This is a genomic window from Enterobacter sp. 50588862 (genome assembly GCF_001462935.1).
GTDB lineage: Bacteria > Pseudomonadota > Gammaproteobacteria > Enterobacterales > Enterobacteriaceae > Enterobacter > Enterobacter bugandensis.
Map to the genome: position 1 here is coordinate 43,947 of NZ_LNHM01000010.1, position 13,764 is coordinate 57,710.

A 13,764-nucleotide genomic window follows, 5' to 3' on the forward strand; every position below is an offset into this window, starting at 1 on the left:
GATCCCCGGACCGGAGGCGCCGCACGTTGTGCACAGCCGCTCAGTAGCGCGCATGACAACAAAAAAGTGAGAGCAATTGTTTTTTTCATGATTAATGTGTCGGTTCCGATTGCAGCTCATCCAGTTCCAGCCGCTGCTGGCTATGGGTGGGCTGCCATTCAAACAGGAGGTGGTCGTTCGCCACCGCTTTTAAAATCCAGTTGTTGACCGGCGAACTGCCGATCCAGATCCTGCCGTCTGCCCTGCAGCGCTCGCAGACCGGCCAGGTCTCTTTGCCATCCGTCAGCACAACGATCCTTTGACGGTTTTCCCACCAGGCACCGAGGAGCTGAAGCGGTAGTGGCGGTGCGGTTGGTGTCGCCTCTTCAGGCCGATCGTTTTCCGGCGGCTGTTCTGCTGCGTCTTGCGCCCTGCTATGTGGCGTTGAAAAGAGATCGATGCGCGTTGCGTGAGCCGTCTCCGGCTTTGCTGGCGCGGGGCGCGGGCGTGAGACCGGCTGCGCCTCGAGCGGCGCTTGCGATATCTCGTCATCGGCAAACTGGCTCCAGAAAACAGCACCGGCGGTCAGCACCAGCGCCAGCTGTAAATAGCGCGGCAGTTTCATGGCGACTCCTTCAACAGGCGAAGCTGCACGGTGGCGCTGAGCTGGCTTTCCGATGGCCCGGCGCGCCGCAGGCTTAGCTGCTCAATGCGTAACGGCAAAGTGCGGCTTAGCGTTTCCAGGGCGTCCATCAGTGGCAGATATTCACCGCGCAGCGGAATATCCAGCCGTAGCGCGGTTTTGCCGTCGTCGTTTTCCAGCTGATAGCGGCTGGCGTCGACCTTCATCCCTCGGCTCCTTAACTGCTCAAAAATGAGCCTGACCTGCTGATATTCTCCGAGGCTGATGCGGCTTTGCAGTTCCGGCTGCTGTTTATCCAGCGGCAGCGCGGTTTGTAGCTGCGCCTGGATCCGGGCAAGGTTCTCCTGCAAATGGATGGTGTGCGGCCGCACGCCGCCAAGCCATAACAGCAGCAGTCCTGCGGGCAGCCCGGCGAGCACGAGCGGAACCGTTCCGATGCGCCCGGCAAATAACGCCGCCTGCCAGCGCAGCACGGCAGGTTTATTCTGAAGCCGCATGGTGCGCCTCCGTCGTCACCTTGACGTCGAGTACCGCGTTAATCGGCCAGGCAGGATCGCCCTGCGCCGACTGGCGATGGTTCTCAAGCACCACATGCGCCGGCAACTGCTGTAGCCGCTCGCTAAAGGCGAGCAGGGCGTCAAGATTGCCTGCATTCACCGTAAGCCGCGCATCGCCTTTACTGGCAATGACGTCAATGCTCAGGAGCGCAATATCAGGCGTAAGTACGCTGCCGATGTTGTCCAGCAGCTTGATGGCAGGCGGGACGGCCTGCAGTTGCTGAGCCTGGCGCAACCGGCGCTGCTCCGCTTCACGCAGTTTGCGCAGCACCTGCTGCCGTTGGGCGAGCTGTTGCTGTACCTGCGACGTCTCCAGCTCAAGGCGCTGGTGCTCAAACAGGCCATACATCACGGCACCGGTGAGCGGTAAACAGAGGAGTCCGGTTAACAGCAGTGTGCGTGCGGCCCACGGGGAACTACGCGTAAACAGCGGCGTCATGAGGACTCTCCTGTAGCACGACTTCCTGGTGATGCTCACCGTCGGTATGAATGACGTAGCCAGGACAGTCCTGCATTCCGCTTAGCCGGGCGATAACCCGCAGCTGGGCGTCCATCTCCTGCTGTGGCAGGGTGAGTGTCCAGACGTCGCGCCAGCTGTGGTGCTGACGGCTGGCAATCCGGCTATGGTGGGGGCTCATCGCCACAAACAGGCCGTTTTCCGGCAGTGCGGCGGCGAAGTGGCTAAACAGCTTTTGAAACGGCGTGACAACACCGCGAAAACGCAGCCGCTCCCGACGCGCCAGCGCGACAAGCAGATGCCAGCATGGTTGCTTCAGGCACGCGGCCAACGCTGACTGCTGCCAGTTAAGGGTCTCGAAGCGCACCTGCCAGTCGACGGGCGGACTCGCGCGAAGAACCGCCTGCTGTCGGGCGAGCTGGAGCAGTTCCTGCGGTGTGGTCACGCCGTCATGCCAGGGCTGAATTAAAAACGTCAGATCGTCGGTATCGAGGTGGAACTCCACCGCGTCACGCCACGGTAAGACGGAAGGGCGCAGGCGCAGCAGCGTTTCGAGCGCGGCTTCAAGAGGCTCATCTGGCCGGCGTTCATGGGTGGCGAGAACCACGTTGTTGCGGCGCAACCGCACGGCATAAGGCCAGATATCGCACTGCCAGGTGCTAGTGAGTGATAACACGGTTCACCTCCTCCCAGGTGGTTTTGCCTTCGACCACGGCGCGCAGCGCGATGGTCGAGAGCGGAACAAAACCGTCATTCAGCGCCACTTCCTTTAGCTTGCGCCGGGGCGATCGCGCCAGCATTGCCTCTTTCATCGCATCGCTGAAATGCAGCACTTCCGCCAGCGCCAGCCTGCCGCGAAAACCGCTGTCGCGGCAGGTATCGCAGCCTCGCCCTCGACGCCAGCGGGGCGTGAGCTGCTGCAGCGGTCCGGATTGCCACGCCGCGAGAAGGTCATCTGTGGGCGTGTTGTCATCAATACAGTCCGGGCAAATCTGGCGCACCAGCCGTTGCGCCACGACGCCGTTAAGGGCGGTGATCAGGCTGGCGGGCTCCACCTGCATATATAAAAAACGTTCCAGTACGCTAAAGACGTCATTGGCGTGAACCGAGGAGAGCACCACGTGGCCGGTGAGCGCCGCCTGCACGGCAATGCCGGCGGTTTCACCGTCGCGGATCTCACCCACCAGGATGATGTCCGGGTCGTGACGCAAAATGGCGCGCAGGCCGCGGGCGAAGGTGAGCCCTTTTTTATCGTTGACCGGAATTTGCAGCACGCTGTTGAGCTGGTACTCCACGGGATCTTCAATGGTGATAATTTTGCATTCACCGCTGTTGAGTTCGCTGAGTGCTGAATAGAGAGTGGTGGATTTCCCGCTCCCCGTTGGCCCGGTGACGAGCACCATACCGTGGGGCAGATGGGTTAACTGGCGAATCGCGCCCAGCGTGTGCTCATCAAAGCCGAGCGTCTCCAGGCGCAGGTTTTGATCGTGAGATTTATCCAGCACGCGCAGTACGGCGTCCTCGCCATAGACGCCCGGCATGATGGACACGCGAAAATCGACGGGACGCTGGAGAATCAACGCCTTAAAGCGCCCGTCCTGAGGAGTGCGTCGTTCGGAAATGTCCATGCAGCTTAATACCTTGAGACGGGAGATCACCTGTTCCGCCTGCTGAAGTCCGGCGCAGTGGCGAATGCTGTGCAGAACGCCATCGATGCGGTACTTCACCATCAACCCATCCGCGACGGCACAAAGATGAATATCGCTGGCGCGGCTCTGCAGGGCATCAAACAGCGTGGCGTTAACCAGCTTAATGACGGCGTGGGGTTCACTGGCGATGGCTGCTGGGGTGATCTCCAGCCACCGGGCCTCTTTATTCTCTTCACTCTGCTGCTGCTCCAGCTGGTCGAGCGTGCGCTGCTGTTTTGCCAGTTCATCAAGGCGGGCATTAAGCTGAGAGAGCGGGGCGAGCGCGGGGAGCGCATTCACGTTATAGGCCCACTGGCGCAGCGCCAGTGAAAACGGATCGCCCAGCGCAACGTGGAGCTGACCGTTCACGCGCAGCGGCAATGCCCGCTGGCTGAGCGATTCGGTCAACGGTACGGCTTCGAAATCCTCTTCGCTGTCGGCGAGCTGTGTGGGTGAAAGCGGCGTGAGCCCCAGGGAACCGGCGGCTTCTTCTAACGCGCCGGGGAAACTGTCCAGCAGTTCCGCCAGCGCCTGACAGCGCTGCTCGTCTGGCAGGTCGAAAAGGGGTTCTACAGACGGTGAGTGAGACATTATTGCAATCCTCCTGCCAGTTCAAAAATGGGCATGTACAGTAAAAACACGACGAGCCCAACGATGCCGCCAACGACCATCATCAGAATCGGTTCAAAAATTTTGCTAAAGGTTTCAATCGCGCGTTCCAGCGATTCGTCATAAAAAGCGGCGATCCGCTCGCACATGGCAGGCAGTTCGCCGCTGCGTTCGCCGACCTGCAGCAGGCGGCTGGCGACAGGGGTCGTCATCCGTTGCGCTTCCAGCATGCGGGAGAGCGACTCGCCGGCGGCGACGTCGCGGATAACCTGTTCAACCTGCTGACGATGCGTGGCGGGCAGGATCTCCCGGCTCAGCATTAACGCATCTGGCGCGGGAAGGCCGCCCTGCAGCAGCAGGCCCAGCGTGCGGTAGAAACGCACCAGCACAGAAAGCTGATGCTGCTGGCGTAAGGCGGGAATGCGCAGCAACAAACCGAGCGCGCGCTGGCGCAGGCGCGGGCTACGTACCGCCATCACGATGCCTGCGACCGCTGCCGCGCAACCGGCCAGCAGCAGCGAGCCATGGGTTTGCGTCAGGCGTCCCCACCAGAGGATAAGCTGTGCGCTGGCGGACGGGTTCTTCATCCCGTCAAACACCACGGAAAAACGCGGAATAATAAAGCCGAGCAGAAAGAACAGAATTATCCCGCCGGCGGCAATGACAATCGTCGGATAGAGCAGGGTTGATTTAATCCGCTTGCGCAGAATTTCCATTCTTGATTCGTAAAACTGAAAACGCTTTAGCGCCTCGGGTAAGTGTCCGGTTTGCTCAGAAGAGGCAACGGTGTTAATCAGCAGAGGCGGAAACAGTGCTGGTAGCGCCATCATCGCCTGGGAGAGTTGCGCTCCTTCGTAGAGCTTTTTAACCAGCGTATCCAGAACCAGCGAGGTGCCACCGTCGCGGCTGCTTTCGCGCAGCGCTTCGACGGCCTCGACCACGACCAGCCCGGCTTCCAGCAGAGCGATAAGCTCCTGCAAGAACAGATTCAGTGGAAAGCGTTTCTCCTTGCGGGCGGGGCGTTCCTGTACCTGCAAAACGATGCCGCCGCCAGCAATAATTCGGGCGCTGGCATCATCAGGCGACGCGGCAAGTACGGTCTGATTGACGCGTTTCCCCCCCTGGAGGATGGTGACGGTATATGGTTTCATTTTGGCGACAGTGTATGGCTCTGCCTTTTAAGGCGGGCATAATGCGGAGCCACTTTTTTTATGTATTGTTGACGAAGCGCGCGGCGCTGGGGGGTATTTGCCGTTCCGGCGTTATACGCCCCCACCGCGTCCCAGGTATAACCAAAGCGCTGGATTTGACCTGCCAGGATCCAGGCGCCGGTCATGACACTTTGGCAAGGGTCGGTAAGCAGATCTTTTTGACTAATACGAAATTTACGCAGCGCATCGAAGTGAATGCTATTGATCTGCATCAGACCGACATCCATTGAGCCATCACGATTTTTGTTGATGGCCCGGCTATTACCGTTGGATTCCACTATCGCTATCGCCTGTAATAGCTCTGGCTCAATGCCGTAACGTTCTCCCGCCAGCTGCCAGCAATCGGCCCGGCAGGAAAATACGCTGAAGATAAACAGCGAATATATGGACAGGCGCAGCATAGTCAGAACCCGTAAGTGACAGGCTTACCGTCTTTACCGCCGGAGGTTATTTCGACTTCATTAATGGCGTCTTTTGTCCGGGCGGGGTTATGCCACTGGTACGGATTGCCCCAGGGGTCTAACGGCACATGCTGGCTAAGATAAGGGCCATTCCAGTTTTGCGCGTTGGAAGGCTTTTCAGTCAGCGCTTTCAGACCTTGTGTTTCAGTTGGATAACTGCCGGTGTCGAGGCGATATTGCCCGAGTGCCTCAGCAAGCGAGCGCATCTGGCGCATGGCGGTTTTCTCCTTAGCCGAGTCGACATTTGAGAAGACTTTTGGCCCGACAAATCCTGCCAGCAGCGCAATAATCATCAGCACGACCAGCAGTTCAAGCAGGGTGAAACCACCCTGTTTTCGCATCACGTTTGTTGCATATTTCATTGAGAGCGTCCCTAGTTGGATAATAGTTGTGATTAATTCCTGAATTTTCCCTGATAAAAGAGCGGGAACACAGGTATGCCATCTTTTTTAATTGGTGAAGATGGGAAAATTAAATAAAGAAGCGTCTTACAGGATGCGAGAATTATCCCGCGCTGTCGTTGAAGTATTTATTATAAATGCGAGAGATATTTCTTATTTAACGCGGAGGGTTTCCTGATTCACCACTCTATTATCCCCAACGATCTCGGCGCTAAAAAAAAAGACAATTTGCGAGGTAATCCACAGGACTATCATCACAAAGCAATAAGGAACTTTGATGAAAAAACTTACATTATCTCTGTTAATTGGTAGCGCACTAATGGCGCAGTCGGCTTTCGCGGCGCAGGCACCGCGAGCGGTCACCTATATGACCTCTTGGGGCGTTCCGGTCGAGTCCGTTGAGGATATGAAAGAGGTGAAAGCGGATACGTTCCTGCTTTCATTTGGTGGCTGGGATGCAAGCGGTAAGCTGTCCAGTTCCGATAATATTGTTGCAGTACCACAATATGATCCCTGGTACATTAATGCGCCAGCCTATGTCGTGTGGAGTCAGCTGAAGCTGGCGCACCCGGAGAAAAAAATGATGCTGGCGCTCGGCGGCGAGACGTATTCCGCGATGTGGTCTTATCTGAATAACGCGCAAACGCGAGAAACGCTGGCGCAGAATCTGGTGAATCTGCTGAATACCAACTTCCCGGTATATAAAAAGAACCTGAAGCCGGAAGAGATGGTTGGCGAATGCCTGAGCGCCGACTGGCAAGGCAAATGTAATATGGCGAACTACCAGAAGGCGGGTACCGTTCAGATTGACGGCATCGATTTTGACTTTGAAAAGCCCGATCGCGTCACGCCAGAGGAAAACGCAAACCTGCTGGATCTGGCTGAACGGGTTCGTAGCAAGCTCAATGCGTCCGGCAGCAAAAAGCTGCTGAGCCTGACCACCTATCACGTTGGTGCTGACCCGGAGAACTGCCGCAACAGCGCGGTAACCGAGAATTGTTCCTTCGTTGAGGCGGCTCGCTCTTCACACCATGGCGAAGTTCTGCCGCTGCTGACGCAGGGGAAAAACGTTTTCGATTTCTTCAACGTCATGGCCTATGACGCCGGCCCACGCTTTAAGTATGACGTGGCGATGGCTAACTACGCCCGGGCGGTGGGTGATAAGAGCAAAATCGTTCTCGGTCAGACCATCAACTCCCAGTGGGGGCCAGAAGGTCGCTTTGTTGAAAACCGACAGAACAACGTAAACCGTGCGGGCTGGCAGGCGGAAAACGGCTATGGTGGGTTCTTTATCTGGACGTTGGGTTCAAACGATCAGCAGCTGTCCATCCCGCAGCAGGTTGACTATTTCAATGAAATGAAAGAGCGCGCGGACCTGATGTCACCTGAACGCCCGCAGGACACCGTCGCGCCAACTGCGCCAGCAGGACTGAAGGTGCTGAACAATGGCTTGACTATCACCCTTGCCTGGCAGCCCTCCACCGATGACCGTGGCGTAGTGGGATATGACATCTACCGTAATGACATCAAAGTCGGGTCTTCAACGGACACCCAGTGGACCGATAATGCGGTAGAGACCGGCGGTGTGGTGTACCACTACAGCGTGAAAGCACGTGATGCAGCGAACAACATCTCTGAAAGCAGCAACGTGGTTAAGGTAGAAACCGTACAGGTCGAAGAGGGACGTCCTGACGCGCCAGGCGGCCTGGCCCTGGTTTCTTCGACGGAAAACAGCCTGACGGTGAAATGGAATGCGGTAGACAACGCGGTGAAATACCACGTACTACGCGATGGGGCGGAGTTACTCACCGTAAGCGGAACGCAGATCTTCGACAGCGGCCTGCGCGCGGGAACAACCTACAGCTACCAGGTGATCGCCGAAAATGCCAAAGGTCATCAGTCTCTCGCCAGTACACCGCTTAAAGCCACGACGAAAAAGGGGTCTGTGACGCCTGAGCCGGAAGGCGAGTGGAAAGTCGGTACGCGCTATAAGACTGGAGAAATTGTCACGTATAACGGCACACAGTATCGCTGCGTGCAAGGGCATACGTCTCAGTCCGACTGGGCGCCGACTGCGGCTGCGACGCTTTGGCAGCCTGTTCCTTAATCTTTCGCGGCCCTCGCAAGGGGGCCATTTTCAGGCGTAAGCGCGCCTTATTTATTACTTTTTGTTAACTTATTGTTATCATTTGTAGTGCAAAAAATTAACAATAGCACTATTGTAGTGCAATATTTGCACTGTTTTTGTGCGTTTCATGTTCTTTTCCGGCCTTTATCGTCTCAGGATGCCGCTTGCATCTGTAACAATACGTTGCTGTAACCCCTTCATTTACTACCGCTTTTTTAAATCTCTTTTGAACCATTAAAAAATTGGTTCGTTTATTGCTTAATCATTAGCACGATAAGTAGCACGCCATATCAATAACTTATCGTTCATAAAAAGAAAATAACGATGATAGTGAGCGAACCAATATGGAAAAGCCGTCACGGTTTCTGGCCAATTCCAGCACCGCGCTTGAGCAACTGCGCGGGCTAATCAACCAGCATGAGTCAACACCAGGCACTCCGCTGCCCACGGAACGTGAGCTATCGGAAACACTCGGCGTAGGACGACGCGAAGTGCGTCGCGCGCTGGACGTGCTGGAAGAAGAAGGGCGGATCTGGCGTAAACAGGGCAAAGGCACCTTTATTGGTCCGGCTGCCCCTGTTGAACCGCTGGCCCTTCAGGGATTGGTTCAGCAGACCAATCTGCTGGAAGTGATGGAAGCTCGTATACAGATCGAACCCGGCTTAGCCCGGCTTGCGGCACTGCGTGCCACCAGGGAAAACCTCGCACTCATGCAGCGCATGCTGGAACGCATCGACAAGGTCAGCCCGGATGACCGCGATCTCAATGAACTCTGGGATAGCGCCTTTCACCGCGCCATTGCCGAGGCGGCGGGCAATCGCCTGATGCTCGGCCTGTTTGACGCCATTGACGCCGTGCGGCGCGAACCCGGCTGGCAGCATCTGCGTGAATTAGCCCGCACGCCCGAACGTGTCGACAGCTACAACGACCACCATCACAAGATCATGTCCGCGATTATCCATCGCCAGCCTAATGAAGCAGCGGCCGCCATGCGCGAACACCTGCTCAGCCTGCAAAACGCCCTGATTCAGGCGATCCACCTTGAGGACGATTTCACGCTATGACGACGATCCCGTTTAAGGACTCCACGCCTGTACTCCGGCTGAATAATCTCAACGTTAAGTTTTCCGGCTCGCCGGTCAGCGTCCTGGACGGCATTTCCCTGACGGTCAAAGCGGGCGAAACGCTGGCGCTGGTGGGGGAGTCCGGCTGCGGGAAAAGTATCACCTCACTGGCGCTAATGGGTTTACTGCCCGCCAGCGCGCAGATTGTCAGCGGCGAGATGCAGTTTCGCCGCCACGACCTGCGCAAGCTTTCGCCGCGGGAATATGCCGACCTGCGCGGCAGCGAGCTGGCGATGATTTTCCAGGAACCGATGACCTCGCTTAATCCGGCCTTCACGTTAGGCGATCAGCTCAGTGAAGCGGTCATGCGTCACCAGAACGTTACGCGCCCGGAGGCGATGAAGGTCGCGCTGCAGATCCTTGAGAAGGTGCAGATCCCGGCGGCAGAGATGCGCCTCAAGGCGTATCCGCACCAGCTTTCCGGCGGCATGCGCCAGCGCGTGATGATTGCCATGGCCCTGATCAACCACCCTAAACTGCTGATTGCCGACGAACCCACCACCGCGCTTGATGTCACCATCCAGGCGCAAATCCTCGCCTTGCTCAACAACTTAAAAGAAGAAACCGGCACGGCGGTGCTGATGATCACCCACGATTTAGGCGTGGTGGCTGAAGTGGCCCAGCAGGTGGCGGTAATGTACGCCGGGCAGGTGGTGGAGCAGGGGAGCGTTGAGGCAATATTCGCTGACCCGCAGCACCCGTACACCATCGGCCTGATGGGCTCGATCCCTTCGCTGGGCGCACGCAAAGGCCAGCTCTCCACCATTCCCGGAACGGTCCCGCTGCCGGAATCCATGCCGCAAGGCTGCCGTTTCGCGACGCGCTGCCCGTTTGCGCAGTCGCGCTGTCATGATGAAAAACCGCAGCTCACCACGCTCGGCGCGGGCCATCAGGTCGCCTGCTTCCGCGTGCCGCTCGAACACCACATCGCCCTGGGAGAGACCGCATGACCACGCCCATTCTTGAAGCTCGCGACCTCAGCAAGATGTTCCCTGGCACGAAAAAACTGTTTACTCCGGCGCGTTTTGTCACCGCTGTTGATCGCGTTTCCCTTTCCGTTATGCCAGGGGAAACGCTCGCTATCGTAGGCGAATCTGGCTCCGGGAAATCCACGCTGGGCCGCTTGCTGCTGCGCCTTCTGGCAGCCAGCGAAGGGCGCGTGTTTTATCAGGGCGAGGAGATCACTCACGCGACTGGCGCGCGCCTTAATCAGCTCCGGCGCGAACTGCAGATTATTTTTCAGGATCCTTTTGCCTCGCTGAATCCGCGCATGACGGTGGAGCAGATCGTCGGTGAGCCGCTGTGGCTGCACCAGAACATGAAGAAAGCGGACCGTCAGTACCGTGTCGCGGAGCTGCTCAAGACCGTTGGCCTGCCTGCCGCCTGGGCTGGGCGCTATCCGCACGAGTTTTCCGGCGGGCAGCGCCAGCGTATCGGCATTGCGCGCGCGCTGGCTTCCGGACCAAAGCTGCTGCTGGGCGACGAGCCGGTTTCCGCGCTGGATGTGTCGGTGCAGGCGCAGGTGGTTAATCTGCTGGAGAGCCTGAAGCACCAGTTGGGGCTGACGATGGTGATCGTCGCCCACGGTCTGGCGGTGATCCGCCACATGAGCGACCGCGTGGCGGTGATGTATCTTGGGCAAATCGTCGAGCTTGCCACCGTCGACGAGATCTTTGACGCACCGCTGCACCCTTACACCCAGGCGCTGATCGCCTCGGCGCCGCAGATGCAGCCGGGCGTTGAGCGCGACGCGCCGCTGCTGCAGGGGGATCTGCCGAACCCGGCTAACCCGCCGTCGGGCTGTCGCTTCCACACCCGCTGCCCGTACGTCACCGACGAATGCCGCCAGGTCGAGCCGATTAATCAGGTGCTCGACGGCGGGCGTCAGGTTGCCTGCCACCGCTGGCAGGAAATTAACCGCGATCGCAGCGTTATCCAGATCGCACCGCCATCCGCAGCCTTTCTGCGCCGCCGCGCGCTGTTTGAACACGCGGCCACTCACTCCTCCCTTCCTTCAAGGAACTCATGATAATGACAATGCGTAATTCTCTTTTGACCGTACTGGGAAGTGTTATGTTGCTTGGCGCGGCGCTGCCCGCCCATTCTGAAAGCGTGCTGCGAATCGGCCTGGGAGCAGACCCGGACATGCTCGACCCGCACCTGGCGCGCACCTACTATGGCCGCTTCGTGTTTGCCTCCCTGTGCGACAGGCTGGTGGACGTCGACGAGCATCTGAAGGTCGTGCCAGGTCTCGCGAAATCGTGGGCCTGGAGCGCCGACGGCAAAACGCTGACCATGGATCTGCGCGAAGGCGTGACCTTCCATGACGGAGAGAAATTCGATGCCGCCGCCGCGAAATACAACCTCGACCGCGCCCTGACCCTCAAAGGCTCCCTGCGGAAAAGCGAGATCTCCTCCGTGGAATCGGTAGAGGTCACCGGCCCGATGCAGATAGCGCTGCACCTTAAAACGCCGGACGCAGCGCTGCTGATGCAGCTTACCGACCGCGCGGGCGCGATGATGGCACCCGAGGCCGCGAAAAAGCCTGACTTTGCCGCCCATCCGGTCTGTTCCGGCCCGTACAAGTTCGACAGCCGCGTCTCGCAGGACCGCATCGTTCTGACCCGCTTCGACAACTACTGGAACAAAGGCGCCTACCACTTCGACAAAATTATCTATCTGCCGATCCCGGATGCCTCCGTGCGTCTGGCGAACCTGCGCGCGGGCGATCTGGATCTGACCGAAGGCATCGCCGCCAGCGACGTCAAAACCGTCGAAGCCGACAGCAAGCTGGCGCTGGCGAAGGTCACCGGCCTGGGCTATCAGGGGATCACCTTCAATATTAACAACGGTAAGGTCCCGGCGAACGATCCGTTCAAAGATGCCCGCGTGCGCGAGGCGTTTTCTCAGGCCATCGACCGCGATGCGTTAAACCAGGTGGTCTTCGAAGGCCTCTACACCCCGGCAAACCAGGCGTTTTCGACGGTGAGCCCGTATCACGTGAATCTGCCGGTTCCGCCGCGCGACGTTGATAAAGCCAAAGCGCTGCTCAAAGCGGCAGGCGTCACCGCGCCGCTGACCGTCAACCTGCTGGTGCCGAACAACCCAACCTCGCAGCAGGTGGGTCAGGTATTGCAGGCGATGGTCGCCGAGGCCGGCTTCACGCTGAACCTGCAGATGACCGAATTTGCCACGCTGCTGGATCGCCAGCAGAGCGGTGATTATCAGCTGAGCTTCTCCGGCTGGTCGGGTCGCCCGGATCCGGACGGCAGCATCTACGGCTTTATCCACAGCAATGGCACGCTTAACGATGGCCGTTACAGCAACGCGCAGGTCGATGAGTGGCTGACGCAGGCGCGCCAGAGCACCGACCAGGCCGCACGCCAGCCGCTGTATGACAAGGTGGTGAAGCAGCTGCAAACCGACATGCCGATTGCCTACCTCTACTTCGAGCCGCGCATTTTCGGCCTGAACAAAAGCGTGCAGGGCTTTAAGCCTTACCCGGACGGCATCGTGCGTCTGGCCGGTTTGACGCTGGCGAAATAAACGTCCTGAGGAGAACCCATGCTGGAACTGATTTGCAAACGTCTGCTGCTGGCCGTCCCAACGCTATTGCTGGTGAGCATGATGGTGTTCGGGCTGCAAAAGCTGCTGCCCGGCGACCCGCTGATCGCCATGGCCGGTGAGGAACGCGATCCGGCGGTGATCGCCCAGCTGCGCGCGGAGCTGAACCTGGATGCACCGATCCCGGTTCAGTATTTCCACTGGCTGACGCGGGCGCTGCAGGGCGATTTGGGCGTCTCCTTGCGCACGCACGAGCCGGTGACCGAGCTTATCGCCAGCAAGCTGCCGGTTACGCTGGAGCTGTCGCTGCTGGCGATGATTATTGCGCTGGTGTTTGGCATCAGCATGGGGATCCTTGCGGCGGTGAACAAAAACAGCTGGGTCGATCACGGGGCGAACTTCGTGGCGATCTCAGGGATCTCTATTCCCCACTTCTGGCTGGGGATCCTGCTGATTCTGGTCTTCTCGGTGAACCTGCAGTGGCTGCCCGCGTCCGGCTACGTGCCGTTCAGTGAAGATCCGCTTCAGAACCTGCGCACGCTGCTGCTGCCCGCGTCCGTGCTCGGAACCGGGCTGGCGGCGACGCTGATGCGCCATACCCGCGCGTCGATGATTGCGGTGCTGAAAGCGGATTATATCCGTACCGCACGCGCCAAGGGGCTGCTGCCGAAGGCGGTCATTCTAAAGCACGCGTTTCGCAACGCGCTGGTGCCGGTGATCACCCTCACCACGCTGCTGTTCGGCGAGCTGCTGGGCGGCGCGGTGCTGACCGAGCAGGTGTTCACCATTCCGGGCTTTGGCAAGATGATCGTCGACTCGGTGTTCAACCGTGACTACGCGGTGGTGCAGGGCGTGGTGCTGATCGTGGCGATCGGCTTCCTGCTGCTCAACCTGCTGGCCGACGTGCTTTACGTCCTTATCAACCCGAAAATGCGAGGTTAA

14 protein-coding genes are annotated in these 13,764 nt (G+C 58.6%); 6 read left to right on the plus strand and 8 right to left on the minus strand.

The window, feature by feature from the left end; all coding sequences use genetic code 11:
* Positions 1 to 91: 91 nt before the first annotated feature.
* The 8 genes from APT89_RS05550 to gspG are packed head-to-tail and all read right to left on the minus strand — an operon-like array spanning position 92 to position 5,967.
* Positions 92 to 604: a hypothetical protein gene (locus APT89_RS05550; RefSeq protein ID WP_045630687.1), complete on the minus strand. Its 513-nt coding sequence runs from the start codon at positions 602 to 604 to the stop codon at positions 92 to 94.
* Positions 601 to 1,119 carry a hypothetical protein gene (locus tag APT89_RS05555; RefSeq protein WP_060571896.1) on the minus strand — a complete coding sequence of 173 codons (519 nt, stop codon included), beginning with the start codon at positions 1,117 to 1,119 and terminating at the stop codon, positions 601 to 603. The genes APT89_RS05550 and APT89_RS05555 overlap by 4 nt, the downstream gene beginning before the upstream one ends.
* A complete protein-coding gene (locus APT89_RS05560; RefSeq protein WP_045630685.1) occupies positions 1,103 to 1,618 on the minus strand; it encodes a hypothetical protein in 516 nt (171 codons plus the stop codon). Before APT89_RS05560 ends, APT89_RS05555 begins: the two co-directional genes overlap by 17 nt.
* Entirely contained in the window at positions 1,596 to 2,312 is a 717-nt protein-coding gene (locus tag APT89_RS05565; RefSeq protein WP_060571897.1) for a hypothetical protein, read from the minus strand. Before APT89_RS05565 ends, APT89_RS05560 begins: the two co-directional genes overlap by 23 nt.
* Positions 2,296 to 3,915, minus strand: coding sequence for a GspE/PulE family protein (locus tag APT89_RS05570; protein WP_060571898.1), 1,620 nt, complete (start codon positions 3,913 to 3,915; stop codon positions 2,296 to 2,298). The genes APT89_RS05565 and APT89_RS05570 overlap by 17 nt, the downstream gene beginning before the upstream one ends.
* Entirely contained in the window at positions 3,915 to 5,084 is a 1,170-nt protein-coding gene (locus APT89_RS05575; protein WP_045630683.1) for a type II secretion system F family protein, read from the minus strand. The genes APT89_RS05570 and APT89_RS05575 overlap by 1 nt, the downstream gene beginning before the upstream one ends.
* Positions 5,081 to 5,545, minus strand: a complete 465-nt coding sequence (locus tag APT89_RS05580; protein WP_060571899.1) for a lytic transglycosylase domain-containing protein — start codon at positions 5,543 to 5,545, stop codon at positions 5,081 to 5,083. Before APT89_RS05580 ends, APT89_RS05575 begins: the two co-directional genes overlap by 4 nt.
* Positions 5,546 to 5,547: 2 nt before the next feature.
* On the minus strand, positions 5,548 to 5,967 hold the full coding sequence (gspG, locus tag APT89_RS05585; protein ID WP_045630682.1) for a type II secretion system major pseudopilin GspG: 420 nt from the start codon (positions 5,965 to 5,967) through the stop codon (positions 5,548 to 5,550).
* A 316-nt stretch (positions 5,968 to 6,283) separates the two neighbouring features.
* On the opposite strand from gspG, the gene APT89_RS24405 reads away from it, so the two are divergent.
* From APT89_RS24405 to APT89_RS05615, 6 genes are all read left to right on the plus strand, one after another.
* The gene (locus tag APT89_RS24405; protein ID WP_060571900.1) at positions 6,284 to 8,113 is read left to right on the plus strand and encodes a glycosyl hydrolase family 18 protein; all 1,830 of its coding nucleotides are present in this window, start codon (positions 6,284 to 6,286) and stop codon (positions 8,111 to 8,113) included.
* A gap of 365 nt (positions 8,114 to 8,478) precedes the next feature.
* The gene (locus APT89_RS05595; protein WP_028012064.1) at positions 8,479 to 9,198 is read left to right on the plus strand and encodes a FadR/GntR family transcriptional regulator; all 720 of its coding nucleotides are present in this window, start codon (positions 8,479 to 8,481) and stop codon (positions 9,196 to 9,198) included.
* A complete protein-coding gene (locus APT89_RS05600; protein ID WP_060571901.1) occupies positions 9,195 to 10,208 on the plus strand; it encodes an ABC transporter ATP-binding protein in 1,014 nt (337 codons plus the stop codon). Before APT89_RS05595 ends, APT89_RS05600 begins: the two co-directional genes overlap by 4 nt.
* The gene (locus APT89_RS05605; RefSeq protein WP_060571902.1) at positions 10,205 to 11,287 is read left to right on the plus strand and encodes an ABC transporter ATP-binding protein; all 1,083 of its coding nucleotides are present in this window, start codon (positions 10,205 to 10,207) and stop codon (positions 11,285 to 11,287) included. The genes APT89_RS05600 and APT89_RS05605 overlap by 4 nt, the downstream gene beginning before the upstream one ends.
* Positions 11,288 to 11,289: 2 nt before the next feature.
* A complete protein-coding gene (locus APT89_RS05610) occupies positions 11,290 to 12,804 on the plus strand; it encodes an ABC transporter substrate-binding protein (protein WP_072201695.1) in 1,515 nt (504 codons plus the stop codon).
* Between the two features lie 18 nt (positions 12,805 to 12,822).
* Positions 12,823 to 13,764 (plus strand): ABC transporter permease, encoded by a 942-nt coding sequence (locus APT89_RS05615; RefSeq protein WP_028012068.1) that lies wholly within the window; start codon positions 12,823 to 12,825, stop codon positions 13,762 to 13,764.

What these genes read in the sequence shown, in the direction of transcription:
- APT89_RS05550 (WP_045630687.1), bottom strand. Translation starts at nt 604, where the DNA reads ATGAAACTGCCGCGCTATTTACAGCTGGCGCTGGTGCTGACCGCCGGT.
- APT89_RS05555 (WP_060571896.1), bottom strand. Translation starts at nt 1,119, where the DNA reads ATGCGGCTTCAGAATAAACCTGCCGTGCTGCGCTGGCAGGCGGCGTTA.
- APT89_RS05560 (WP_045630685.1), bottom strand. Translation starts at nt 1,618, where the DNA reads ATGACGCCGCTGTTTACGCGTAGTTCCCCGTGGGCCGCACGCACACTG.
- APT89_RS05570 (WP_060571898.1), bottom strand. Translation starts at nt 3,915, where the DNA reads ATGTCTCACTCACCGTCTGTAGAACCCCTTTTCGACCTGCCAGACGAG.
- APT89_RS05575 (WP_045630683.1), bottom strand. Translation starts at nt 5,084, where the DNA reads ATGAAACCATATACCGTCACCATCCTCCAGGGGGGGAAACGCGTCAAT.
- APT89_RS05580 (WP_060571899.1), bottom strand. Translation starts at nt 5,545, where the DNA reads ATGCTGCGCCTGTCCATATATTCGCTGTTTATCTTCAGCGTATTTTCC.
- gspG (WP_045630682.1), bottom strand. Translation starts at nt 5,967, where the DNA reads ATGAAATATGCAACAAACGTGATGCGAAAACAGGGTGGTTTCACCCTG.
- APT89_RS24405 (WP_060571900.1), top strand. Translation starts at nt 6,284, where the DNA reads ATGAAAAAACTTACATTATCTCTGTTAATTGGTAGCGCACTAATGGCG.
- APT89_RS05595 (WP_028012064.1), top strand. Translation starts at nt 8,479, where the DNA reads ATGGAAAAGCCGTCACGGTTTCTGGCCAATTCCAGCACCGCGCTTGAG.
- APT89_RS05600 (WP_060571901.1), top strand. Translation starts at nt 9,195, where the DNA reads ATGACGACGATCCCGTTTAAGGACTCCACGCCTGTACTCCGGCTGAAT.
- APT89_RS05605 (WP_060571902.1), top strand. Translation starts at nt 10,205, where the DNA reads ATGACCACGCCCATTCTTGAAGCTCGCGACCTCAGCAAGATGTTCCCT.
- APT89_RS05610 (WP_072201695.1), top strand. Translation starts at nt 11,290, where the DNA reads ATGACAATGCGTAATTCTCTTTTGACCGTACTGGGAAGTGTTATGTTG.
- APT89_RS05615 (WP_028012068.1), top strand. Translation starts at nt 12,823, where the DNA reads ATGCTGGAACTGATTTGCAAACGTCTGCTGCTGGCCGTCCCAACGCTA.